This window comes from Microbacterium festucae, assembly GCF_025421715.1.
In the GTDB taxonomy this organism is placed as follows: Bacteria; Actinomycetota; Actinomycetes; order Actinomycetales; family Microbacteriaceae; genus Microbacterium; species Microbacterium festucae.
In genome coordinates, this window is the sequence record NZ_JAOEFC010000001.1 from 50,194 (window position 1) to 72,362 (window position 22,169).

Annotated in this window: 18 protein-coding genes; 8 read left to right on the forward strand and 10 right to left on the reverse strand. The window is 71.2% G+C overall.

Features of this window, described 5'->3' with window-relative positions:
* Window positions 1-394: 394 nt before the first annotated feature.
* Window positions 395-1,852 carry a GMP reductase gene (gene guaB1 / locus N3K63_RS00255; RefSeq protein WP_261577958.1) on the reverse strand — a complete coding sequence of 486 codons (1,458 nt, stop codon included), beginning with the start codon at window positions 1,850-1,852 and terminating at the stop codon, window positions 395-397.
* A 166-nt stretch (window positions 1,853-2,018) separates the two neighbouring features.
* Between guaB1 and N3K63_RS00260 the strand changes: the two genes are divergently transcribed.
* Together N3K63_RS00260 and N3K63_RS00265 are read left to right on the forward strand one after the other, a co-directional pair.
* The gene (locus N3K63_RS00260; protein WP_261579136.1) at window positions 2,019-5,753 is read left to right on the forward strand and encodes a multifunctional oxoglutarate decarboxylase/oxoglutarate dehydrogenase thiamine pyrophosphate-binding subunit/dihydrolipoyllysine-residue succinyltransferase subunit; all 3,735 of its coding nucleotides are present in this window, start codon (window positions 2,019-2,021) and stop codon (window positions 5,751-5,753) included.
* Complete coding sequence (locus N3K63_RS00265) at window positions 5,750-6,685, forward strand: diacylglycerol kinase (protein ID WP_261579139.1); 936 nt, start codon at window positions 5,750-5,752, stop codon at window positions 6,683-6,685. Before N3K63_RS00260 ends, N3K63_RS00265 begins: the two co-directional genes overlap by 4 nt.
* Window positions 6,686-6,729: 44 nt before the next feature.
* On the opposite strand, the gene N3K63_RS00270 is transcribed toward N3K63_RS00265, so the two are convergent.
* Complete coding sequence (locus N3K63_RS00270; RefSeq protein WP_261577959.1) at window positions 6,730-6,972, reverse strand: zf-HC2 domain-containing protein; 243 nt, start codon at window positions 6,970-6,972, stop codon at window positions 6,730-6,732.
* Entirely contained in the window at window positions 6,969-7,577 is a 609-nt protein-coding gene (locus N3K63_RS00275; RefSeq protein ID WP_261577960.1) for a sigma-70 family RNA polymerase sigma factor, read from the reverse strand. Before N3K63_RS00275 ends, N3K63_RS00270 begins: the two co-directional genes overlap by 4 nt.
* A 129-nt stretch (window positions 7,578-7,706) precedes the next feature.
* Here N3K63_RS00275 and aroA point away from each other — a divergent pair, with 129 nt between their 5' ends.
* The 3 genes from aroA to bcp all read left to right on the forward strand — a co-directional run bounded on the left by aroA (window position 7,707) and on the right by bcp (window position 10,648).
* Window positions 7,707-9,044, forward strand: a complete 1,338-nt coding sequence (aroA, locus tag N3K63_RS00280) for a 3-phosphoshikimate 1-carboxyvinyltransferase (protein ID WP_261577961.1) — start codon at window positions 7,707-7,709, stop codon at window positions 9,042-9,044.
* Window positions 9,045-9,077: 33 nt separating this feature from the next.
* Window positions 9,078-10,118, forward strand: coding sequence for a ribosome small subunit-dependent GTPase A (gene rsgA, locus N3K63_RS00285; RefSeq protein ID WP_261577962.1), 1,041 nt, complete (start codon window positions 9,078-9,080; stop codon window positions 10,116-10,118).
* A 62-nt stretch (window positions 10,119-10,180) separates the two neighbouring features.
* Complete coding sequence (bcp, locus tag N3K63_RS00290; protein WP_261577963.1) at window positions 10,181-10,648, forward strand: thioredoxin-dependent thiol peroxidase; 468 nt, start codon at window positions 10,181-10,183, stop codon at window positions 10,646-10,648.
* 44 nt (window positions 10,649-10,692) lie between these two features.
* Here the strand turns inward: bcp and N3K63_RS00295 are convergent, their stop codons facing one another.
* Window positions 10,693-11,079 carry a histidine kinase gene (locus N3K63_RS00295; RefSeq protein ID WP_261577964.1) on the reverse strand — a complete coding sequence of 129 codons (387 nt, stop codon included), beginning with the start codon at window positions 11,077-11,079 and terminating at the stop codon, window positions 10,693-10,695.
* Window positions 11,080-11,328: 249 nt separating this feature from the next.
* On the opposite strand from N3K63_RS00295, the gene N3K63_RS00300 reads away from it, so the two are divergent.
* Window positions 11,329-11,577: a WhiB family transcriptional regulator gene (locus tag N3K63_RS00300; protein WP_036295594.1), complete on the forward strand. Its 249-nt coding sequence runs from the start codon at window positions 11,329-11,331 to the stop codon at window positions 11,575-11,577.
* A 60-nt stretch (window positions 11,578-11,637) separates the two neighbouring features.
* Here the strand turns inward: N3K63_RS00300 and N3K63_RS00305 are convergent, their stop codons facing one another.
* The 3 genes from N3K63_RS00305 to N3K63_RS00315 all read right to left on the reverse strand — a co-directional run bounded on the left by N3K63_RS00305 (window position 11,638) and on the right by N3K63_RS00315 (window position 15,185).
* Complete coding sequence (locus N3K63_RS00305; protein ID WP_261577965.1) at window positions 11,638-13,131, reverse strand: sensor histidine kinase; 1,494 nt, start codon at window positions 13,129-13,131, stop codon at window positions 11,638-11,640.
* Between the two features lie 138 nt (window positions 13,132-13,269).
* Window positions 13,270-14,502: an AAA family ATPase gene (locus N3K63_RS00310; RefSeq protein WP_261577966.1), complete on the reverse strand. Its 1,233-nt coding sequence runs from the start codon at window positions 14,500-14,502 to the stop codon at window positions 13,270-13,272.
* Window positions 14,499-15,185: an SAF domain-containing protein gene (locus tag N3K63_RS00315; RefSeq protein WP_261577967.1), complete on the reverse strand. Its 687-nt coding sequence runs from the start codon at window positions 15,183-15,185 to the stop codon at window positions 14,499-14,501. Before N3K63_RS00315 ends, N3K63_RS00310 begins: the two co-directional genes overlap by 4 nt.
* A 98-nt stretch (window positions 15,186-15,283) precedes the next feature.
* Between N3K63_RS00315 and N3K63_RS00320 the strand changes: the two genes are divergently transcribed.
* Window positions 15,284-15,565, forward strand: a complete 282-nt coding sequence (locus N3K63_RS00320; RefSeq protein ID WP_261577968.1) for a helix-turn-helix domain-containing protein — start codon at window positions 15,284-15,286, stop codon at window positions 15,563-15,565.
* Between the two features lie 56 nt (window positions 15,566-15,621).
* Here the strand turns inward: N3K63_RS00320 and N3K63_RS00325 are convergent, their stop codons facing one another.
* On the reverse strand, window positions 15,622-16,212 hold the full coding sequence (locus tag N3K63_RS00325) for a hypothetical protein (protein WP_261577969.1): 591 nt from the start codon (window positions 16,210-16,212) through the stop codon (window positions 15,622-15,624).
* A gap of 205 nt (window positions 16,213-16,417) precedes the next feature.
* On the opposite strand from N3K63_RS00325, the gene N3K63_RS00330 reads away from it, so the two are divergent.
* Window positions 16,418-16,858 carry an Rv3235 family protein gene (locus tag N3K63_RS00330; RefSeq protein WP_261577970.1) on the forward strand — a complete coding sequence of 147 codons (441 nt, stop codon included), beginning with the start codon at window positions 16,418-16,420 and terminating at the stop codon, window positions 16,856-16,858.
* Window positions 16,859-17,977: 1,119 nt separating this feature from the next.
* On the opposite strand, the gene N3K63_RS00335 is transcribed toward N3K63_RS00330, so the two are convergent.
* Entirely contained in the window at window positions 17,978-19,201 is a 1,224-nt protein-coding gene (locus N3K63_RS00335) for a pyridoxal phosphate-dependent aminotransferase (RefSeq protein WP_261577971.1), read from the reverse strand.
* A gap of 70 nt (window positions 19,202-19,271) precedes the next feature.
* On the reverse strand, window positions 19,272-22,064 hold the full coding sequence (secA, locus tag N3K63_RS00340; RefSeq protein WP_261577972.1) for a preprotein translocase subunit SecA: 2,793 nt from the start codon (window positions 22,062-22,064) through the stop codon (window positions 19,272-19,274).
* Window positions 22,065-22,169: the final 105 nt, after the last annotated feature.

Sequence of the window (22,169 nt, forward strand, 5' to 3'; positions counted from 1 at the left end):
GCGAGGAGGCAATGACCGGAGGACGAGCCACGTTTCGACTCGCTGCGCTCGCTCAACGACCAGAGGTCGAGCGACGGTCGTTGAGCGAGGAGCGCAGCGACGAGACGAAACGTCGCAACCACCACGTTTCGACTCGCTCCGCTCGCTCAACGACCAGAGGTCGAGCCACGGTCTTGAGCGAGGAGCGCAGCGACGAGACGAAACGTCGCAACCGACACGTTTCGACTCGCTGCGCTCGCGCAACGACCGGGGGTCGAGCCACGGTCGTTGAGCGAGGAGCGCAGCGACGAGACGAAACGTCGCGACGGACGCCTTTCGACTCGCTGCGCTCGCTCAACGACCCGGGGTCGAGCCACGTTTCGACTCGCTGTGCTCGCTCAACGACCGGAGGGCGTCACCAGCTGACGGGGAGGGCCTTGCCTTCTTCGTAGCCGGCGGCGGACTGCAGTCCGACCAGCGCGCGCTCGTGGAACTCGGGCACCGTGGCGGCCCCGGCGTAGGTGAACGACGAGCGCACCCCCGAGGTGATCATGTCGAGCAGGTCCTCCACCGACGGACGCAGCGGGTCGAGGTAGATCTTCGACGACGAGATGCCCTCGGCGAACAGCTCCTTGCGGGCGCGCTCGTAGGCGTCGAGGCGACCGAAGCGCCCCTGCACCGCCTTGGTCGAGGCCATGCCCCACGACTCCTTGTAGACCCGGCCGAGGTCGTCGACCTGCAGCTGGCCGGGCGCTTCGATCGTGCCGGCGAACCACGAGCCGATCATGACGGATGCCGCGCCGGCGGCCAGCGCCAGGGCCACGTCGCGGGGGTAGCGCACCCCGCCGTCGGCCCAGACGTGCGCGCCGCGCTCGGCGGCGGCCTGAGCGGTCTCGAGCACGGCCGAGAACTGCGGGCGTCCGACAGCGGTCATCATGCGGGTCGTGCACATCGCGCCGGGGCCGACGCCGACCTTCAGCACCGAGGCGCCCGCCGACACGAGGTCGGCCACGCCGTCGGCGGTGACGATGTTGCCGGCGACGATCGGGATGCCGAGGTTCAGACCCGCCACGGCGTGCAGCGCCCGCAGCATCCCCTCCTGGTGGCCGTGGGCGGTGTCGACGACCAGCACGTCGACACCGGCGGCGGCGAGGGCCTTCGCCTTGGCGGCGACGTCGCCGTTGATGCCGACGGCGGCCGCGACGATGAGGCGCCCGTCGTCGTCGACGGCGGGGCGGTAGAGGGTGGAGCGCAGGGCGGTGCGCTGCGACAGGGTGCCCACGAGGTGGCCGTGCTGCAGCACGGTCACGATCTCGGCGTCGGCGGCCACGAGCAGGTCGAACGCGCGGCGCGGCCCGTCGACGTCGTCGGCGTCGATCGAGGCGCCGCGGCCGCGGGCGAGGTCGCCCAGGCGGGCGTCGGGCAGCGCCGTGCCCAGGCGCGTGGCCGGCACGATGCCGAGGATGTCGTCGACGTGCACCGGGCCGTCGGTGGTCGCCGAGACCACGATGCCGTGTCCGACGGTGGGCGGCAGCAGCGCCGCCGCCTCGGCCACCGTCGTCTCGGGCGAGAGCACGAGGGGCGTGTCCCAGTCGGTCGGCTGCGCCTTCACCCAGCGGATCGCGGTGTCGAGGTCCTGCAGCGGCATGTCCTGCGGCAGCACGCCCAGCCCGCCGCGGCGGGCGAGGGTGGCGGCCAGGCGCGGACCCGTGACCGAGTTCATGTTCGAGGCCACCAGCGGGATGGTCGCCGTCGTGCCGTCGCCGGGTGAGAGGTCGACGTCGAGCCGGCTCGTGACGGCGGAACGCCGCGGCACGAGGAAGACATCGGAGTAGGTCAGATCGACCGTGGGGAGCGCGCCGGAGAACTGCATGCTTCCACGGTACCCACCGGTCACCGTCTCCCGGCGGAATCCGCCCTCCGGATGCGGGGGTATCAGCCGATCGGAAGGTGAACCTGGGCTACCCTGGATTGTTGTGCGCGTGGGGCTCCGCGTCCCCGCACGATCCGAGTCTTCATCGATGAAAGCAGGCGAACTCGTGTCCAGCCAGGTGACCGGCGTGGGAACTTCGAGCGACGGCGACTTCGGAGCCAATGAATGGCTCGTCGCCGAGATGTACGAGCAGTACGCGAAGGACAGGAACTCGGTCGATCAGTCCTGGTGGCCGATCCTCGAGGCCTACCGGCCGGTGAACGCTCCGGCCGCCGCTGCGGCCCCCGCCGCTCCGGCTGCCGCAGCCCCCGCCGCCCCGAGCGCTCCGGCGCCGGCCGCGTCGGCATCCGCCACCGCCGAGCCCCGCCCCGTCACCGCCGCGGTGCCGGTGAACGGCGGCCAGCCGGTGGCCCGCACCACCGCGCGCCCCGCCGCGGCCCAGCCGGTGCCCGCCCAGGCACCCAAGGCCGCCGCCACCGCCGCCCCCGAAGAGGCCGGCGCCGACGTCGTCACGCCGCTGCGCGGCATGCCCAAGACCCTCGCGGCCAACATGGACGAGTCGCTGACCGTCCCCACCGCCACGAGCGTGCGCACCGTCCCGGCCAAGCTGATGATCGACAACCGCATCGTCATCAACAACCACATGGCCCGCACCCGCGGCGGCAAGGTCAGTTTCACGCACCTCATCGGGTGGGCGCTGATCCAGGCGCTGAAGGTCTTCCCGAGCCAGAACGTCGCCTACGCCGAAGTCGACGGCAAGCCGTCGGTGGTCGCCCCCGCCCACATCGGGCTCGGCATCGCCATCGACCTCCCCAAGCCCGACGGCACCCGCGCGCTCATGGTGCCCAGCATCAAGCGCGCCGAGAGCCTCACCTTCCACGAGTACCTCAGCGCCTACGAAGACCTCGTCAAGCGCGCCCGTGCGGGCAAGCTGGCCGCCGCCGACTTCCAGGGCACGACGCTCTCGCTCACCAACCCCGGCGGCATCGGCACCGTGCACTCGGTCCCCCGCCTCATGAAGGGCCAGGGCTGCATCGTCGGCGCCGGCGCCCTCGAGTACCCGGCCGAGTTCCAGGGCTCCAGCGAGCGCACGCTCACCGAGCTCGGCATCGGCAAGACGATCACCCTCACCAGCACCTACGACCACCGCGTCATCCAGGGCGCCGGTTCAGGCGAGTTCCTCAAGATCGTGCACGAGATGCTCATCGGCGGGCACGGCTTCTACGACGGCATCTTCGCCGCGCTGCGCATCCCGTACGCGCCGATCCACTGGTCCAGCGACATCAACGTCGACCTGGCCGAGCGCGTCGACAAGGCCGCCCGCGTGCAGGAGCTCATCAACTCGTTCCGTGTGCGCGGTCACCTGATGGCCGACATCGACCCGCTCGAGTACGTGCAGCGCACCCACCCCGACCTCGAGATCGAGAACCACGGCCTGACGTTCTGGGACCTCGACCGCGAGTTCGTCACCGGCGGATTCGGCGGCAAGCGCACGATGAAGCTGCGCGAGATCCTCGGTGTGCTGCGCGATTCGTACTGCCGCACCATCGGCATCGAGTACATGCACATCCAGGACCCGGGACAGCGCAAGTGGTTCCAGGACAACGTCGAGGTGAAGTACCAGAAGCCCACCCACGACGAGCAGCTGCGGATCCTCGACAAGCTGAACCAGGCCGAGGCGTTCGAGACGTTCCTGCAGACCAAGTACGTCGGGCAGAAGCGCTTCAGCCTCGAGGGCGGCGAGTCGCTCATCCCCCTCCTCGACGAGATCCTGCAGGGCGCCGCTGCGGCGGGCCTGGAGGGCGCGACGATCGGCATGGCCCACCGCGGCCGCCTCAACGTGCTCACCAACGTCGCAGGCAAGACCTACAGCCAGATCTTCCGCGAGTTCGAGGGCTCGGTCGCCATCGGCTCCAAGCGCGGCTCCGGCGACGTGAAGTACCACCTCGGCACCGAGGGCACCTTCGTCTCCGACGGCGGCGCCGAGATGCCGGTGTACCTGGCGGCCAACCCCTCGCACCTGGAGACGGTCGACGGCGTGCTGGAGGGCATCACCCGCGCCAAGCAGGACCGCCGCCCCATCGGCACGTTCTCGTGGCTGCCCGTGCTGGTGCACGGCGACGCGGCCTTCTCGGGTCAGGGCGTGGTCGTGGAGACCCTGCAGATGTCGCAGCTGCGCGGCTACCGCACCGGCGGCACCGTGCACGTGGTCGTCAACAACCAGGTCGGCTTCACCACGCTCCCCCAGGATGCGCGCACCTCGGTGTACGCCACCGACGTGGCCAAGACCATCCAGGCGCCCATCTTCCACGTCAACGGCGACGACCCCGAAGCGGTCGTGCGCGTGGCCGAGCTCGCGGTGCGCTACCGCCAGGAGTTCCAGCGCGACGTCGTCGTCGATCTCGTCTGCTATCGCCGCCGCGGTCACAACGAGGGCGACGACCCGTCGATGACGCAGCCGCTGATGACGAACCTCATCGAGGCCAAGCGCTCGGTGCGCCGCCTCTACACCGAGTCGCTCGTCGGCCGCGGTGACATCACCGAGGAAGAGTACGACAAGGCCAAGCAGGACTTCCAGAACCGGCTCGAGGTCGCCTTCGCCGAGACGCACGAGGCCGAGACCGGTTCGGCGTCGGTCGTGCCGACCACGACGGGCTCGCTCGAGGTCGTCGCCGGCGAGCCCGAGTCGACGGGTGTCGGCGAGGACGTCATCCACGCCATCGGCGACGCGTTCGTCAACAAGCCCGACGGCTTCACGGTGCACGCCAAGCTGCAGCAGCTGCTCGACAAGCGCAACGACATGAGCCGCAAGGGCTCGGTCGACTGGGGCTTCGGCGAGCTGCTCGCCTTCGGCTCGCTGCTCATCGAGGGCACCAACGTGCGCCTCGCGGGTCAGGACGCCCGCCGCGGCACCTTCGTGCAGCGTCACGCCGTGCTCCACGACCGTCAGAACGGTCAGGAGTGGCTGCCGCTGGCCAACCTCGGCGACGGCCAGGGCCGCTTCTACGCGTACGACTCGCTGCTCAGCGAGTACGCCGCGATGGCCTTCGAGTACGGCTACTCGGTGGAGCGCCCCGACACCCTCACCCTGTGGGAGGCGCAGTTCGGCGACTTCGCCAACGGCGCCCAGTCGGTCATCGACGAGTACATCTCCGCCGCCGACCAGAAGTGGGGTCAGCAGTCGAGCGTCGTGCTGCTGCTCCCCCACGGCTACGAGGGCCAGGGACCCGACCACTCGTCGGGCCGTATCGAGCGGTACCTGCAGATGTGCGCGCAGGACAACATGACCGTCGCCCGCCCGTCGACGCCCGCGTCCTACTTCCACCTGCTGCGCCGGCAGGCCTACGCCCGCCCGCGCCGCCCGCTGATCGTGTTCACGCCGAAGGCGATGCTGCGTCTGCGCGGTGCCACCAGCGAGGTCGCCGACTTCACGAGCGGCCGCTTCGAGCCGGTGCTCGACGACGATCGCGGCATCGAGGCCACCCGCGTCAAGCGCGTGCTGCTGCACTCGGGCAAGATCCACTGGGATCTGAAGGCCGAGCTGGAGAAGAACCCGAACCCCGAGGTCGCCCTCGTGCGGCTCGAGCAGTTCTACCCGGCGCCGATCGACGAGCTCAACGCGGTGATCGACGCCTACCCCGACGCCGAGCTGGTGTGGGTGCAGGACGAGCCCGAGAACCAGGGCGCGTGGCCGTTCATCTCGCTCGAGATCGTCAAGCACCTGCACGGCCGAACGATCCGTCGTGTGTCGCGTCCGGCCGCCGCCTCCACGGCCACCGGATCGCCCAAGGTGCACGCGGTCGAGCAGCAGGCCATCCTCGCCAAGGCGCTGACTCTCTGAACGATGCGGATCCGACCGGGGCCGGTTCGCCGGCCTCGGTCGCCTTCCTCGACAACCCCACCGCGCGCCACGGCGCGCACACCGGGGCTGCCCGTCGCGCCGCCCTGCTGCTGCGCGGTGCGGGCATCGACGTGCGCGCCCTGCCCGCCCGCACCCCCGGCGAAGCGTCCGCGCTGCTGACGGATGCCGTCGGCCGGGGCGCCGAGGCGGTCGTGGTCGCCGGCGGCGACGGCACCGTGGGCCTCGCGGTGCAGGTGCTCGCCGGCACCGGCATCCCCCTCGGCATCATCCCCACCGGCACCGGCAACGACCTCGCCACCGGGCTGGGGCTGCGCGAGCTCGACGCCGACGGCGCCGCGGCGGCCGTCATCGGCGGACGGGTGCGCGAGATCGACCTCGCCCGCCTCACCCGTGCCGACGGCACCTCGACGCTGTTCGGCACGGTGCTGGCGAGCGGGTTCGACTCGAAGGTCAACGACCGCGCCAACCGGATGCCGTGGCCACGGGGTCACGTGCGGTACGACATCGCGATCCTCGCGGAGTTCCTGCGGCTGCGGGCCGACCCGTTCCGCATCGAGCTGGAGCTGGCCGACGGACGCGTCGAAGTGGTCGACGACACGCTCACCCTCACGGCCATCGGCAACGGCCGCACGTACGGCGGCGGCATCCCGATCTGTCCCGTCGCCGACCTCGCCGACGGCCTGCTGGATGCGACGATCGTGCGCCGCGTCTCGCGGCCGCGCCTGCTGCGGCTGCTCCCCCGCGTCTACCGGGGCACGCACCCGACGATCCCCGAGGTCTCGACCTACCGCATCCGTTCGGCGCGTCTGGTCGCGAGCGGGGTCACCGCCTACGCCGACGGCGAGCCGCAGGGGCCGCTGCCGGTGCACGTGGCCGCCGTGCCCGGCGCGCTGCGGGTCTTCGCCCCGTAGCCCGAGGCGACGACCGCGCAGGTCAGCGCGCGGCTGGGGTCAGCTCAGTGCGTGGCCTGCTGGGCGCGCAGGCGTGCGAGCACCATGTCGCGCAGCTCTTCGGGAGCCGACTCCTTGCAGGCGCGCGCAACCACGGCGGTCAGGGTCGTGGCCACCAGTGCCTCGTCGCGGCAGGAGGGGCAGTTCTCGAGATGCTCGCGGATGTCGGTGTGCTGGGTCTTGCACACCTCGTTGCGCAGGTACTCCTCGAGATCCTTCCGGGCTTTGTCGCAGCCGCAGTCGCTCATTTCGTGCTCCTCGTGGCGGGCACTTCGATGCCGCGCTCTCTCGCATAGTCGGACAGCAGGTCACGCAGCATCCGTCTGCCTCGGTGCAGACGGCTCATGACCGTGCCGATCGGTGTCTTCATGATGTCCGCGATCTCTTGATACGCGAAGCCTTCGACGTCGGCCAGGTAGACCGCCAGGCGGAAGTCCTCGGGGATCGACTGCAGGGCGTCTTTGACGACGGATGCCGGCATGTGGTCGATCGCCTCGGCCTCAGCCGAACGGCTGCTGGTGGCCGTGGTCGATTCCGCACCGCCCAGCTGCCAGTCCTCGAGGTCGTCGATCGTCCCCTGGTACGGCTCGCGCTGCTTCTTGCGGTACGTGTTGATGTAGGTGTTGGTCAGGATGCGGTACAGCCACGCCTTGAGGTTCGTGCCCTGCGTGAACGAGGCCCACGACGAGAAGGCCTTCACGAAGGTCTCCTGCACGAGGTCGGCGGCGTCGGCCGGATTGCGGGTCATCCGCATGGCGGCGGCGTACAGCTGGTCCATGAACGGCAGCGCCTGCTGCTCGAACTGGTCCCGCGGATCCTGGGGCTGCGGCGTGGTGTCCGCGTCTTGTTCCATCAGGGCCCAGTCTACGTCGCGGGCATCGATCACCAGGGGATCGGGGCCGCGCTCCAAAGTCGCGATCATGTGCCTCCTCGGCGCTGGTTTCGATGGGTCGTGTCGACGGGTTCGTTAGGGTAGAACCTGATGACCGCCACCGGGTATTCCCCAGACTCGTCCACCCCGGACTCGCCCTGGCCCGCGCCCGTGGCCGACTCCCCCGTGCACGCGACCGTGTCGATCCCCGGATCGAAGTCGCTGACCAACCGCAAGCTGGTGCTGGCGGCCATCGCCGACCAGCCCAGCACGCTCGTCTCGCCGCTGCATTCCGACGATTCGGCGCGCATGATCGAGGCGCTGCGCACCCTCGGCACCGAAATCGAAGAGGTCGAGGGCGCAGGCCCGTTCGGCCCCGATCTCTATGTGACGCCCGCACCCGCCCTCACCGGCGATGTCACCGTCGACTGCGGCCAGGCCGGCACCGTCATGCGCTTCGTCGCCCCGCTGGCCGGCCTCGTGCACGGCGATGTCACCCTCACCGCGCACCACAGCGCGCTCCACCGCCCCATGGGCGTCATGATCAAGGCGCTGCGCGAGATCGGCGTCGACATCGACGACGGCGGCAACTGGTCACTGCCGTTCACCGTCAAGGGCCGCGGCCATGTGCGCGGCGGCGAGCTGACCATCGACGCGAGCACCTCCAGCCAGTTCGTCTCGGGCCTGCTCCTGGCGGCGCCGCGCTTCGACGTGGGACTGCACCTCGTGCACTCCGGCGAGCGACTGCCGAGCCTGCCGCACATCGACATGACCGTCGAGGTGCTGGCCCGCCGCGGCGTGCACGTCGAGCGCCCCACCCCCCACGAGTGGATCGTGCCGGCCGGCGCCCCGCGCGGCCGCGACGCCGTCATCGAACCCGACCTGTCCAACGCGGCGCCGTTCCTGGCCGCCGCCGTCGTCACCGGCGGCACGGTCACCATCCCGGGCTGGCCCGCCTCCTCCACCCAGCCCGGCGCGCTGCTGAGCGACATCTTCCCGCTGCTGGGGGCCCGCGCCAGCCGGCGCGGAGGCGCCCTCACCGTCAGCGGCGGCGGTCGCATCGCGGGCGTCGACCTCGACCTCACCGCCGCCAGCGAGCTGACCCCGACCCTGTTCGCCGTCGCCGCCTTCGCCGACGCGCCCACCACGCTGCACGGCATCGGCCACATCCGCGGACACGAGACCGACCGCATCGCCGCGCTCGTGCAGAATCTGCGCGCGCTCGGCGGCGAGGCCGAAGAGCTCCCCGACGGCATCCGCATCCTCCCCCGGCCGCTGCGCGGCGGGCTGTGGCGCGCCCACCACGATCACCGCCTCGCCACGGCTGGCGCGATCATCGGGCTGCGGGTGCCCGGCGTGCAGGTCGACGACATCGGCACCACTGCCAAGACCCTCCCCGAGTTCCCCGAGCTGTGGCGGCAGCTGCTGTCGGCCGACCCCGCCGCATGAGCGCCGACCGGGCATGACGATGCGGAGCACGCGGTGAGCTGGCTCGACGACTTCGACGACGACGACGAGCCGCGCTACGACGAGGCCGACGTGCGCGTGCGCCCGAACCCCAAGGCCAATCGCCCGCGCACCAAACGCCGCCCCGCCCACGCGGATGCCGAGATCGCACGGGTGCTGGGCGTCGACCGCGGCCGCTACACCGTGCTGGTCGACGAAGACGGCCCCGGTGAGCACCAGGTGCTCGCCTCCCGCGCCCGCGAGCTACGCAAGCAGCCCATCGTCACCGGCGACCTCGTGCGCACTGTCGGCGACACCAGCGGCAGCGACGGCACGCTGGCCCGCATCGTGGGCATCACCGAGCGCACGTCGCTGCTGCGTCGCAGCGCCGACGACACCGACCAGGTCGAACGGGTCGTCGTGGCCAACGCCGACCAGATGCTCGTCGTGGTCGCCGCCGCCGACCCCGAGCCGCGCCCGCGCCTGGTCGACCGCTACCTCATCGCCGCGCTCGACGCCGGCATCCACCCCATGCTGGTGGTCACCAAGACCGACCTGACCGACCCGAGCGACTTCCTCACCCACTTCGAAGGGGTGGGCGATCTCGAGGTGTTCCGCAGCAGCCGCGGCGAGATGCCGGTCGAGGCGATCGGCGAGCGGCTCGTCGGCCATTCGACCGTGTTCGTCGGGCACTCCGGCGTCGGCAAGTCGACGCTGGTCAACGCCCTCGTGCCCAGTGCCCTGCGTGCCACCGGGCACGTCAACGAGGTCACCGGACGCGGGCGCCACACCTCGAGCTCGACCGTGTCGCTGCGCTACGAGAGCCCGGCCGGCAAGGGCTGGGTCATCGACACCCCGGGGGTGCGCTCCTTCGGTCTGGGCCACGTCGACCCCGCCAACATCCTCGCCGCGTTCACCGATCTGGCCGCGGTGGCCGAGGAGTGCCCGCGCGGCTGCACGCACCTCCCCGACGCCCCCGACTGCGCGATCGTCGAGGCCGTCGCCGAGGGGCGTCTCGGCGACCAGGGCGCGGCGCGACTCGACTCGCTGCAGCGACTGCTCACCACCTTCGCCTGACCGGCGGCGGCGCAGCCTTCGCCTGACCGCCGGCGGCACCGCAGACGATCTAGGCTGGACGGATGTCGCGCCTGGAACCCGGAGCCCTCGCCCCCGCCTTCACCCTCCCCAACCAGGACGGGGTGGACGTCTCGCTCGACGGGCTGGCCGGCACCGGCGTGATCGTGTTCTTCTACCCGGCGGCGATGACGCCCGGGTGCACCAAGGAGGCCTGCGACTTCCGCGACAGCCTCGCCCCGCTGCAGGCCGCCGGCTACACCGTCGTCGGTATCTCACGCGACACCCCCGAGAAGCTGCGGGAGTTCCGGGAGCGCGACGCCCTGACCTACGACCTGCTCAGTGACCCCGACCACCACGTCCACAGCGCGTACGGCGCGTGGGGCGAGAAGCTCAACTACGGCAAGGTCGTCGAGGGCGTCATCCGCTCGACGTTCGTGATCGACCCCGCCGGACGCATCGAGCACGCGCTGTACAACGTGAAGGCCACCGGCCACGTCGGGCGGCTGCGCACGCTGCTGCACGTGGGCTGAGCCCCGGGCGGGCCCCGCGGCTGTCGCGTGCCTCCCCCTGCGGCCTAGTCGCGCGGGCGAGGCGGCGCCGCAGCCCGCGCGGCGAGCAGCAGCAGCACGCCGGTGACGAGGGCCGGTGCGGCGATGAGCGCAGCACGCGCGGCATCCCCCTCGGGTCCGGTCGCCGCCCCCAGGGCGACGGCCAGCACCAGCAGCTGCGTGACGATACCGCCCGAGCGTCCCCATGATGCGCCGCGGAACACGCCGACGGCGAGGGCGATCACGACGACCGCGCCGACGACGGTGAGGACGAGCAGGGCGAGGGAGCTGGTGGGGTCGACGGTGTCGCCGCCGATCAGCGCGACCAGTTCCCAGCCGGCGAGCACGAGCAGTCCGATGCCCTCCAGGCCCAGCAGGATCGCGGCGGCGCGGGCGACCGGGGAGAGGGTCATGCGGTCATCTCCGAAAAGCTCTGTCGCCGCGGCGCGAGGTGTATTCCTGAGAATGGGCGCCGAAACGTCGATGAAACACGAAGTTCACTCTTGATTCACTTGGCGGTGCATGGAACCATAGAGGAAGCGTGTGCTCCCACAGCGTGGTGGGGCGAGCGAAAAGCTCGCACACCCACCAGGGTAGCCGACGTCCCGAACGTCTCTTGCCCGAATCGAACTCTCAATCCCTGCATCAAGGAGCACGTCACTATGGATTGGCGCGACAAAGCCGCCTGCCTCACCGTCGACCCGGAGCTGTTCTTCCCCGTAGGGAACACCGGCCCGGCCGTCGACCAGATCGAGAAGGCCAAGGCCGTCTGTGCTCGTTGCACGGTCACCGAGATCTGCCTGCAGTACGCCCTCGAGTCCGGTCAGGACTCGGGCGTGTGGGGCGGGCTCTCCGAGGACGAGCGCCGCGCTCTCAAGCGCCGCGCCGCCCGCGCGCGCCGCGCCTCCTGACGCCACATCTTCCTGCCGCCGCCCCGGACTGACCTCGCGTCAGTACGGGGCGCGCTCGCGTCAGTGCGGGGCGCGCTCGATGTAGCGCATCGGAATGTCGATCGTCACCTCGGTGCCGCTGCCCACGAGCGTGTGCCAGTCGATGGTGCCGCTCAGCTCGCCCTGGATGAGGGTGCGCACGATCTGCGTGCCCAGGCCCCGGCCGACCTGACCCTCGGGAAGGCCCACGCCGTCGTCGCGCACCCGCACCTCGAGGCGGTCTTCGGAGCGCTCGGCGATGATCTCGACCTCGCCCTCCTTGTCGGCCAGGCCGTGCTCGACCGCGTTGGTGACCAACTCGGTCAGCGCGAGGGCGAGCGGCGTGGCGTACTCGCTGGGGAGGGTGCCGAACGTGCCGGTCTTGCGCGTGCGCGCCCGGGTGTTGGGGGAAGCGGCCACCTCGGCGACGAGCTTCAGCACCCGGTTGAACACGTCGTCGAAGTCGACGTTCTGCGCGAGGCCCTCCGAGAGGGTGTCGTGCACAACGGCGATCGCCGACACGCGGCGCATGGCGTGGGTGAGGGCGTCGCGGGCGTCCTCGGAGTGGGTGCGCCGCGACTGGATGCGCAGCAGCGATGCGACGGTCTGCAGGTTGTTCTTCACCCGGTGGTGGATCTCGCGGATCGTCGCGTCCTTGGTGATGAGCTCCTGCTCCTGGTGACGGATCTCGGTGACGTCGCGGCACAGCACCACCGCGCCCACGCGGGTGCGGTGGTCGCGCAGCGGGATCGTGCGCAGTGACACCGTCACGCCGCGGGCCTCGATGTCGGCACGCCAGGGTGCGCGACCGGCCATGACGATGGGCAGCGACTCGTCGAACTCGCGGTTGGCGGGCAGGATGCCGGTGGTGACGGCCAGCAGGTCCTCCCCCTCCAGCTCGTCGTCGAAGCCGAGGCGGTTGAACGCCGACAGCGCGTTGGGGCTGGCGAAGGTGGTGATCCCGTCCACGTCGAGGCGGATGAGGCCGTCGGAGGCGCGCGGCGCACCGCGGCGCGGCGAGGTGGGCGCGGCCAGGTCGGGGAAGTCGGCGGTGGCGATCATGCCGAACAGGTCGTCGGCGCAGTCGTTGAACGTGATCTGCTGGCGCGAGGGCGTGCGCGCCTCGCCGAGGTTGGTGTGCCGGGTGAGCACGCCGACGACGACGGGCGCCGACGAGTCGGTGCCCAGGGCGCGCACGATCGGCACCGCCCGCACCCGAGTGGGGGTCTCTTCGAACCAGTCGGGCGAGGCCGAGTCGACGATGCGCAGCTGCGTGAAGGCGTCGTTGACCTGGGTGCGCCACTGCGGCCGCACGAGGTCGCCGACGATGTCACGGTAGAACAGCGTCGCCGCACCGCTCGGACGGGTGTGGGCCACCGCGATGAACGAGTCGTCGGCCGTCGGCACCCACACGACGATGTCGGCGAAGGCGAGGTCGGCCAGCAGCTGTCCGTCGCCGGCGAGGCGGTGCAGCCACTCGACGTCGGCTTCGCTGGAGCGGCCCTGGGCGTACACGAGATCGCTGAGTGTCGACACGAGTCCAGGCTACCGACCCGGCGCTCGGCACGTGCGCGCCGGCGCCGGAGGAACCCGGTGGCGCCGGGGGTCTCGGTGGGGTCCGGGGTCTCGGGAGCGGGGTCGGTTCGGACGGGCAGTCCGGGTCGGGCACCGGCCTCAGGCCGTGCGCGCGAGCTGCGGGGTGCGGCGCGGGCCGGATGCGGCGGCGCGGGGTGCGGGCGACCGGTCGATCGCATCCTCGGTGAACCGCCGCAGGGCCGCCGCCAGCGGCGAGCGCCCCGCGGCGCGCCCGGCCGGCTGTGCGGTGAGCAGCGCGGCATCCGTCGCCTTCTGGTCCCAGGGGGCGAAGGAGATGTCGGACAGCCCGGCGAAGCGCTCGAGGGTGCGGCGCACCTGCCCTCGTGCGTCGATGCCGAGGGCGCCGTTGCGGGTCTTGTTGACGAGCACCCGCAGCGGGGTGGCGCCGATCACGGCGCGCAGCTCTGCGTGCCCGCGCACGAAGCGCGAGACCCCGACGGGGTCGGCGGCGCACACCCCCACCACGAGGTCGGCGGCCGAGAGGGCGGCGAGGGTCGCGGCGTTCCGGCGCGGACCCTCCAGGTCGCTGACGATCTCCTCGTCGCGCTCGAGCGGCCCCGCGAGGTCGACCACGGTCATCTGCACCCAGTCGCGGCAGACGTCGAGCGCGGCCACGACCCGCTCGTGCGAGAGCTCGGGCCAGCGGGCGGGGCGGTTGATGCCGGCGAGCACCTCCACGGGCCCCAGCGGCACGGCGATGCGCTGCAGCTCGGCGACGGTCAGCGCCCCGCGTGCAGCCTGGCGGCACGCGGCAGGGAACCCGGGGCCCTCGTCGGCGATGCCCAGCGACAGGGCGAGCGAGGGCGCGTGGGAGTCGGCGTCGACGAGGCCGACGCGGTGACCGCGGCGGGCGAGCTCGACCGCGATACCGGTCGCGACCGTGGTGCGTCCCGGCGCGCCGGCGGGGCCCCACACCGCGATCACGCGGCCGCGCTCGGAGGGGCCGGTAGCCGCGGCGGCGGGCTCCCGCAGGAAGTCGGCGGCCGGCGCCGTGTCGTCGTGGGCCGCGACCCCGAACATCTCGGCCAGGCGGTGGCCGGAGGCGCCGATGCAGCGGGCCACGATCCGCACCGAGAACCGGTCGCACACGGCGACGAGATCGGCGGTCAGGCCGTCGCGGGTCGCGTCGATGATGAGCACGTCGGCCCGGCTGAGCGCGGCGAGCACCTGTGCCGACAGCGGCCCCGCCACGGCGTCGGCGACAGCCTCCGCCGGGGCGCGGGCGGCGACGAGCTCGACCTCCGCACCGTCGTCGCGCAGCGACTCGGCGAGGGCGCCGGCCCCCGCGGTCACCGCCAGCAGCACCTTCACGGCGTCGTCCCCGGTGCCTCGGAGCCGTCGTCCGCGGCGGCCTCCGCAGCGGCGTCGGTGCCGGCCCCCGACAACGGCACCACCGACAGGCTCGCGCCGGCGGCGACGGCGGCGAGGGTGTCGGCCACGTCGGCCCGGTCGATGACGAGCTCGAGCGACGCGCCGGCCGAGGCCACGACACCGTCGTCGGTGGCGACGGCGGCGACCGTGGCGGCGGGCACGAGGATGCGCGGGGTGTCGAAGCGGCCGCCCTCCAGCGGAGCCGCCGACCACACCTCGACCACGCTGCCCGGCACGATGGCGGCCGGCACATCGGTGGCGCTGTCGACGACCACCGTCGTCGTGCGTGCTGCTCCGGCGTCGCCGACCGCGCTGCGCGGGATGAGTTCGCCGGCGGCGATCGTGCGGGTCGCGACGGCGCCCGGCTCGAGCAGTCCCGGCGCGGTGTACGCCTCGCCCACCTGGCCGAGGGCGACCTCGACGACCCGCAGGTCGTCGCCGGAGACCGCCTCGCCGGGCACGATCGTGCGGGTCGCGGCGAACACCGGCACCGTGGTGCGCGCGACGGCGACGACGGCCCACACCCCGGCGATCGAAGCGGCGATCAGCGCGACGCCGAGCAGGAACCGCGCATCCGACCAGAAGGCGCGGGCCCGGGGACGGGCGGCATCGGCGGTGGTCATGCACCCCATGGTGACCGAGCGATCCGATGCGCGACGACGTTATCCACAACCCGGCGCGGGGCCGTCCGCTCGCGGCGGACGCGGCAGATAATGGCCTCATGCCCGAGCACCCGTCTGATCCCGCGCGCCTGCTGACTCCCGCGCAAGTGGGAGAGATGCTGCAGGTGACCGTCGATGAGGTGCTCGCCCTCGTGCTCGACGGACGCCTGTCGGGCATGCGCGTCGGATCGCCGGCGCAGTGGCGCGTCACCCCCGACAGCGTCGAGGCCTACCTCGACGACCAGGCCGAAGAGGCGCGGCGCATCGCGCTGTGGCGGGAGTCCAACGCCGCCAGCTTCCCCGAACTGTGGGGGCGCGGGGCGGTGCGCCGCCCCGACTGAGCAGGTCGGGCTGGGTCCAGCCCGCTCAGGGGATCTCGGCCGACGGGTCAGCCCGCTCAGGGGATCTCGGCCGGAGCATCCGCCCGCACGGCGGCGATCGCGGTGAAGGTGACGAGTCGATGGCCGGTGACGCTGTGCGGATGCCGCGGCGCCGCGGTGTCGTGCAGCGCCAGGTCGAGGTGGTCGGCGCCGGCGCGATCGATCGTGCCGGTCAGCTGCCGCCCGTCGGCCAGGTGCACCGTCACCGGAACGCGCCGGCGCGCGAGATCGCGCAGCACGAACCCGAAGGTCATGCGGCGACGCAGCGTCTCCCCCGGTGCGGCGTCCCGCGCACTGGCGAGCAGGGCGGCGTGCGGCAGCGCGAGGGCGGTCACCGCGTGCAGCGGTGCGATGACCGGACCCGATCTGCGCGCCTCGGAGGCCAGCGCGCACCAGTCGGCTCCGACGGCCGTCATCCGGCCGGTCAACGACGTGCCGCCGTGCAGGTCGAGCGCGAGATCGTGGTCGAGCAGAGCCACCAGCCGGTCGTGCAACTCGATGCGTGACAGTCGCAGCCGCTCGGCCTCGGTGTCCAGCGCGGCGCGCTCGGCCTCCCATTCGGAGTCGAGCTGATCTTCGAGGTCTTCGAAGAACCGATCCCAGCGCACGACGCGAGGCTAGAGCAGCACCGGCGCGGCCGCGGATGTTGTCCACAGCGCCCTCGCGCCGCTTGTCCACAGTGAAAGGATTCTCATCCTGTCGGGCGTGTCGCTGTGCTCTACTCGTGCCACGTCGCATCCCACCGGCGGTTGCTCTGCGGGTCGGGATCGCGCTCCTGCTGTGAACCCCCGCCCCGTGGACAAGGAGGCCGCCATGGTCCCGCCGTCGTCATCGTCGGAGCGGTCGCCGCGTCGAGGCGCCACCGCTCTGCAGGTGGCCGAGTACTTCGCTCCCCAGCGCACCTCGACCGATGATCTCCCCGCCGCCGAACCCCTGCTGAAGAACCTCGCGATCGGAGTGCTGGAGGTGCTCGCGGGTGTACGCGAGGTCGATCAGCTCGCCCGATGGCTCGGCGAAGACGCATACCGCGTGCTCGTGACGCGCGCGAACCTGTCTGCCCGCGCCCGCAGCGCCCGCGGGGTGAGCGCCCAGCGTCCGGCGCATCAGATCCTGTCGATCCGCGCCTGCTCCCCCGCCGACGGGGTCGTCGAAGGCGTCGTCATCTCCGCCGGCCCCGCCCGCACCCGCGCGATCGCCATCCGCCTCGAAGGCTGGGACGGCCGCTGGCGCGCCACCTCGCTCTCCCTCCTCTGACCCCTCCCTGAGGCAGGAGCGGTCCGCGCAAGTGGGACCGGGATCGGGTGAGCCGGTCGGATCGGCTGAGCCGGTCGGATCGGGTGAGCTGGTCGCCGGCTCCTCGAGTCGGGCTGGCGGCTCCTCGCGTCGGGCTGGCGGCTTCTCGAGTCGGTTGGCGGCACCCGATGACGTGACGCCTGTCCCCGCATCCGACTGGGCGCGACCCCGGAGCGCACCGCACTCCGCCCGTGCACTCGGTGGACCATCCGCCCCCTGATGCGCGCCGCGCCCCCAACTCGGGCCTGGCACTCGGCGGATGGCATCCGCCCGCGCGCCCGGCCCGTGGCATCCGCCCGCCGCTCCCCCGCCAGGCACCATGCCGCGACCGCATCCCGCATTCGACGGATGCCGCATGGCCGACCCACCATCCGCGAGACCGACCCCGTCTCCACGTCCCGGAAAACGCGGCTCCTGCAGCCATCACCCACCATTTGCGAGACACACCCACGCGCCAGGTCCCGCGAAATGCGGTTCTACGGGCCCCGACTCACCATTCGCGGGACAACCCCACGCGGCAGGTCCCACAGAATGCGAGTCCTCCAGCGACCACCCACCGTCTGCGAGACACCCCCACGCGCTACGTCCCACAGAATGCGAGTCCTCCAGCGGCCACCCACCGTCTGCGGGACACGCCCGCGCACCATGTCCCGCAAAGTGCGGGTACACGGGCATCGATCCACCATTCGCGGGACGCAACCGAGCCGCATGTCCCACATAGTGCGAATGCGCCGGCCTCAACCCGCGATCCCCGGGACGCGCTCGCGCACCATGTCGCACAAACTGCGGATGCCACCCAACCCAGCATCCGAGGGACGCACCCACGAACCGTGTCCCGCGAAGTGCGAGTGCACCGACCTCAAACCGTCATTCGCGGGACGCGCTCGCGCACTGTGTCCCACGGAGTGCGAGTGCACCGACCTCAAACCGTCATTCGCGGGACGCGCTCGAGAACCATGTCCCGCAAAGTGCCGGTACGCCGGCCGCGACCCGCCGATCGCGGGACGCACCCACGCGCCACGTCCCACAAACCGCGCCCCGCCACCAGGCCCCGCCCCGGGCCGCGCCGCGCCCCGCGCCCTACTGCCGGTACGACGACAGGAAGTTGCCGAGGCGCTCGATGGCCTCGGTGAGCACGCGGGCTTCGGGGAGGGTGACGATGCGGAAGTGGTCGGGCGTCGGCCAGTTGAATCCGGTGCCCTGCACGAGCAGCACGTGCTCGGCGACGAGGAAGTCGTAGACGAACTTGGCGTCGTCGCGGATGTCGTAGACCTTGGGGTCGAGGCGCGGGAACGCGTAGAGCGCTCCCCGCGGCTTGACGCACTCGACACCCGGGATGGCGGTGAGCGCCGCGTAGGCGGCATCCCGCTGCTCGTGGAGTCGCCCGGTGGGGGCGATGAGCGAGTTGATCGACTGCACCCCCGACAGCGCGGCCTGCACGGCGTGCTGCGCCGGCACGTTGGGGCAGAGCCGGGTGGAGGCGAGCAGCTGGATGCCTTCGAGGAAGCCCTCGGCGTGCTTCTGCGGCCCGGTGATGACCATCCATCCCGAGCGGTAGCCGGCCACCCGGTAGGTCTTGGACAGACCGTTGAAGGTGAGGCAGAGCAGGTCGGGGGCGAGAGTTGCGAGCGGGATGTGCTCGGCGTCGTCGAAGAGGATGCGGTCGTAGATCTCATCCGACAGCAGGAGCAGCTCGTGCTCGCGCGCGATCTCGACGATCCCCTTCAGCACCTCGCGGCTGTAGACGGCGCCGGTGGGGTTGTTCGGGTTGATGACGACGATCGCCTTGGTGCGCTCGGTGATGAGCGAGCGCATGTGCTCGAGGTCGGGCTGCCAGTCGTTGTCGGGGTCGCAGCGGTAGTGCAGGGGCGTGCCGCCGGCGAGGCTGGTCATCGCGGTCCACAGCGGGTAGTCCGGCGACGGGATGAGCACCTCGTCACCGGTGTCCAGCAGCGCCTGCATGGTCATGGTGATCAGCTCCGACACGCCGTTGCCGAGGTACACGTGGTCGGGATCGAACTGCGGGAAGCCGGGGACCTGCTCGTAGCGGGAGACGACGGCGCGGCGGGCCGACATGATGCCGCGGCTGTCGCTGTAGCCGTGCGCGTGCGGGATGGCCTCGATCATGTCGCGCACGATCTGGAACGGCGCTTCGAACCCGAACACCGCCGGGTTGCCGGTGTTGAGCTTGAGGATCGTGTGGCCGTCGGCTTCGAGGCGATCGGCCTCGACGAGGGCGGCACCACGGATCTCGTAGAGGACGTCCTTGAGCTTCGACGACTGATCCAGGATGCGCGGTGTCATCGCATCAGGATATCGGCGCCGCGCCCGTGCCAATCGGCGGCGCGTGGCCTGCACGCGCCGCCGACGGCACTCACTTCTTCTTGTCGGCGGCGCGCCGCTGGGCGCGGTTCTGCGCGGCGGGGGCCGCGCCCTGCGACTCGGTGCGCTGCCCGAAGGCGCCGCGGGCGGCCTCCTGCTCGGGAGCCGACGGGGCCGCCTGCGCCTGCTGGCGCAGCTTCGTGGTCGCCGCCTGCTGCACCTGACCGCGGTCGTTGCGCACCTCGACCTCGCCGTCGGTGCCGGGCGCCGTGTACTGCAGACGCTGCTGCTCCACACCCGGGGTGGTGAGGCCCTTGGCCTCGACCTGGCCCTCGGCGGCGCTGCGCACCTCGACCTCGAGGTTGTAGAGGAAGCCGACCGACTCCTCCTTGATCTGCCCCATCATCGACTGGAACATCTGGAAGCCCTCGCGCTGGTACTCGATCAGCGGGTCGCGCTGTGCCATCGCGCGCAGGCCGATGCCGTCCTTGAGGTAGTCCATCTCGTAGAGGTGGTCGCGCCAGCGGCGGTCGAGCACCTGCAGCACGACGCGGCGCTCGAGCTCGCGCATGGCCGCCTCACCGAGCTTCTCCTCGCGCTTGGCGTAGGCGATCTTCGCGTCGGAGAGGATCTCGCGCTTGAGGCCCTCCGAGGTGACGCGGCCCTTCGCGCCGCCGCTCTCGGCGACGACCTCGTCGATGGTGACGTCCACCGGGTAGAGCGTCTTCAGCTCGGTCCACAGCGCGTCGAAGTCCCAGCTCTCGGTGTGCCCGCTGCCGGTGTGGTCGTCGATCACGGCGCCGACGGCATCCTCGATGAAGTGCTCGACACGGCCGGCGATGTCATCGCCCTCGAGGATGTGGCGACGGTCGGCGTAGATCGCCTCGCGCTGCCGGTTGAGGACGTCGTCGTACTTGAGGACGTTCTTGCGGATCTCGGCGTTGCGCGACTCGACCTGGCTCTGTGCGCTCTTGATGGCGCGGGAGACCATGGTCGACTCGATGGCGACGTCGTCGGGGAAGTTGGTGCGCGCGAGGATGGCCTCGGCGGCGCCCGACTGGAACAGGCGCATGAGGTCGTCGGTCAGCGACAGGTAGAAGCGGCTCTCGCCGGGGTCGCCCTGACGGCCCGAACGTCCGCGCAGCTGGTTGTCGATGCGGCGCGACTCGTGGCGCTCGGTGCCGAGCACGTAGAGGCCACCGGCCTCGACGACCTTGACGCTCTCTTCGGCGACGGTGTCGCGCATGGCCACGTAGACCTCGTCCCACGCCGACTCGTACTCGTCGGGCGTCTCGACGGGGTCGAGGCCCTTGGCCTTCATCTCCTGCACGGCCATGAACTCGGCGTTGCCGCCGAGCATGATGTCGGTACCGCGGCCGGCCATGTTGGTGGCGACGGTGACGGCGTTCAAACGCCCCGCGCGGGCGACGATCTCGGCCTCACGGGCGTGGTTCTTGGCGTTGAGGACCTCGTGCTTGATGCCCTTCTTGGCCAGCATCCTCGACAGGTACTCGCTCTTCTCGACGCTGACCGTGCCCACCAGCACCGGCTGGCCGGTGGCGTGGCGCTCGGCGATGTCTTCGACGACCTGCACGAACTTGGCCTGCTCGTTCTTGTAGACGAGGTCGGGCATGTCCTTGCGGATCATCGGCTTGTTGGTCGGGATGGGAACGACGCCGAGCTTGTACGTCGACATGAACTCGGCGGCCTCGGTCTCGGCCGTTCCGGTCATGCCGGCGAGCTTGTCGTACAGACGGAAGTAGTTCTGCAGCGTGACGGTGGCGAGGGTCTGGTTCTCGGCCTTGACGGGCACCGCCTCTTTGGCCTCGATGGCCTGATGGATGCCTTCGTTGTACCGGCGGCCCACGAGGATGCGGCCGGTGTGCTCGTCGACGATCATGACCTCGTCGTTCATCACGACGTAGTCGGTGTCGCGCTTGAACAGCGCCAGCGCCTTGATCGAGTTGTTGAGGAACGAGATGAGAGGCGTGTTGGCCGACTCGTAGAGGTTGTCGATGCCGAGGTAGTCCTCGACCTTCTCGATGCCGGGCTCGAGCACGCCGATGGTGCGCTTCTTCTCGTCGACCTCGTAGTCCACGCCCGCCTCGAGGGTCTTGGCGATCTTGGCGAACTCCACGAACCAGCGGTTGGCCTCGCCCGACGACGGCCCCGAGATGATCAGCGGGGTGCGCGCCTCGTCGATGAGGATCGAGTCGACCTCGTCGACGATGGCGAAGAAGTGGCCGCGCTGCACGAGGTCTTCACGGCGCCAGGCCATGTTGTCGCGCAGGTAGTCGAAGCCGAACTCGTTGTTGGTGCCGTAGGTGATGTCGGCGGCGTACTGCTCGCGGCGCACCTCGGGGGTCTGCCCCGAGATGATCGTGCCGGTCGTCATGCCGAGGGCGCGGTACACGCGGCCCATGAGCTCGGACTGGTACGAGGCGAGGAAGTCGTTGACGGTGATGACGTGCACGCCCTCGCCGGCGATCGCGTTGAGGTAGACCGCGAAGGTCGCCGTCAGGGTCTTGCCCTCACCGGTCTTCATCTCGGCGATGTTGCCGAGGTGCAGGGCGGCGCCGCCCATGATCTGCACGTCGTAGGGACGCTGGCCGAGGGTGCGCTTGGCCGCCTCGCGGACGGCCGCGAAGGCCTCGGGCATCAGCTTGTCCAGCGACTCGCCGGCCTGGTGGCGGGCACGCAGTTCGGCGGTCTCGCCGCGCAGCTCTTCGTCGGTGAGCTGCGCGTAGTCCTCTTCGAGGGCGCCGACGGCCTTCACGACCTGCTGCAGTCGGCGGAGGATGCGTCCCTCACCGGCACGGAGCAGTTTCTCGAGGGGGTTCGCCACGGAGGGTCTCCATCTGTCGGGTGCGGGCGACGATGACACAGCGCCCGGTCGCACGCGCACGGGTACGGCACGACTTCCCATGTTATCCGCCCGTGACCTTTGCGG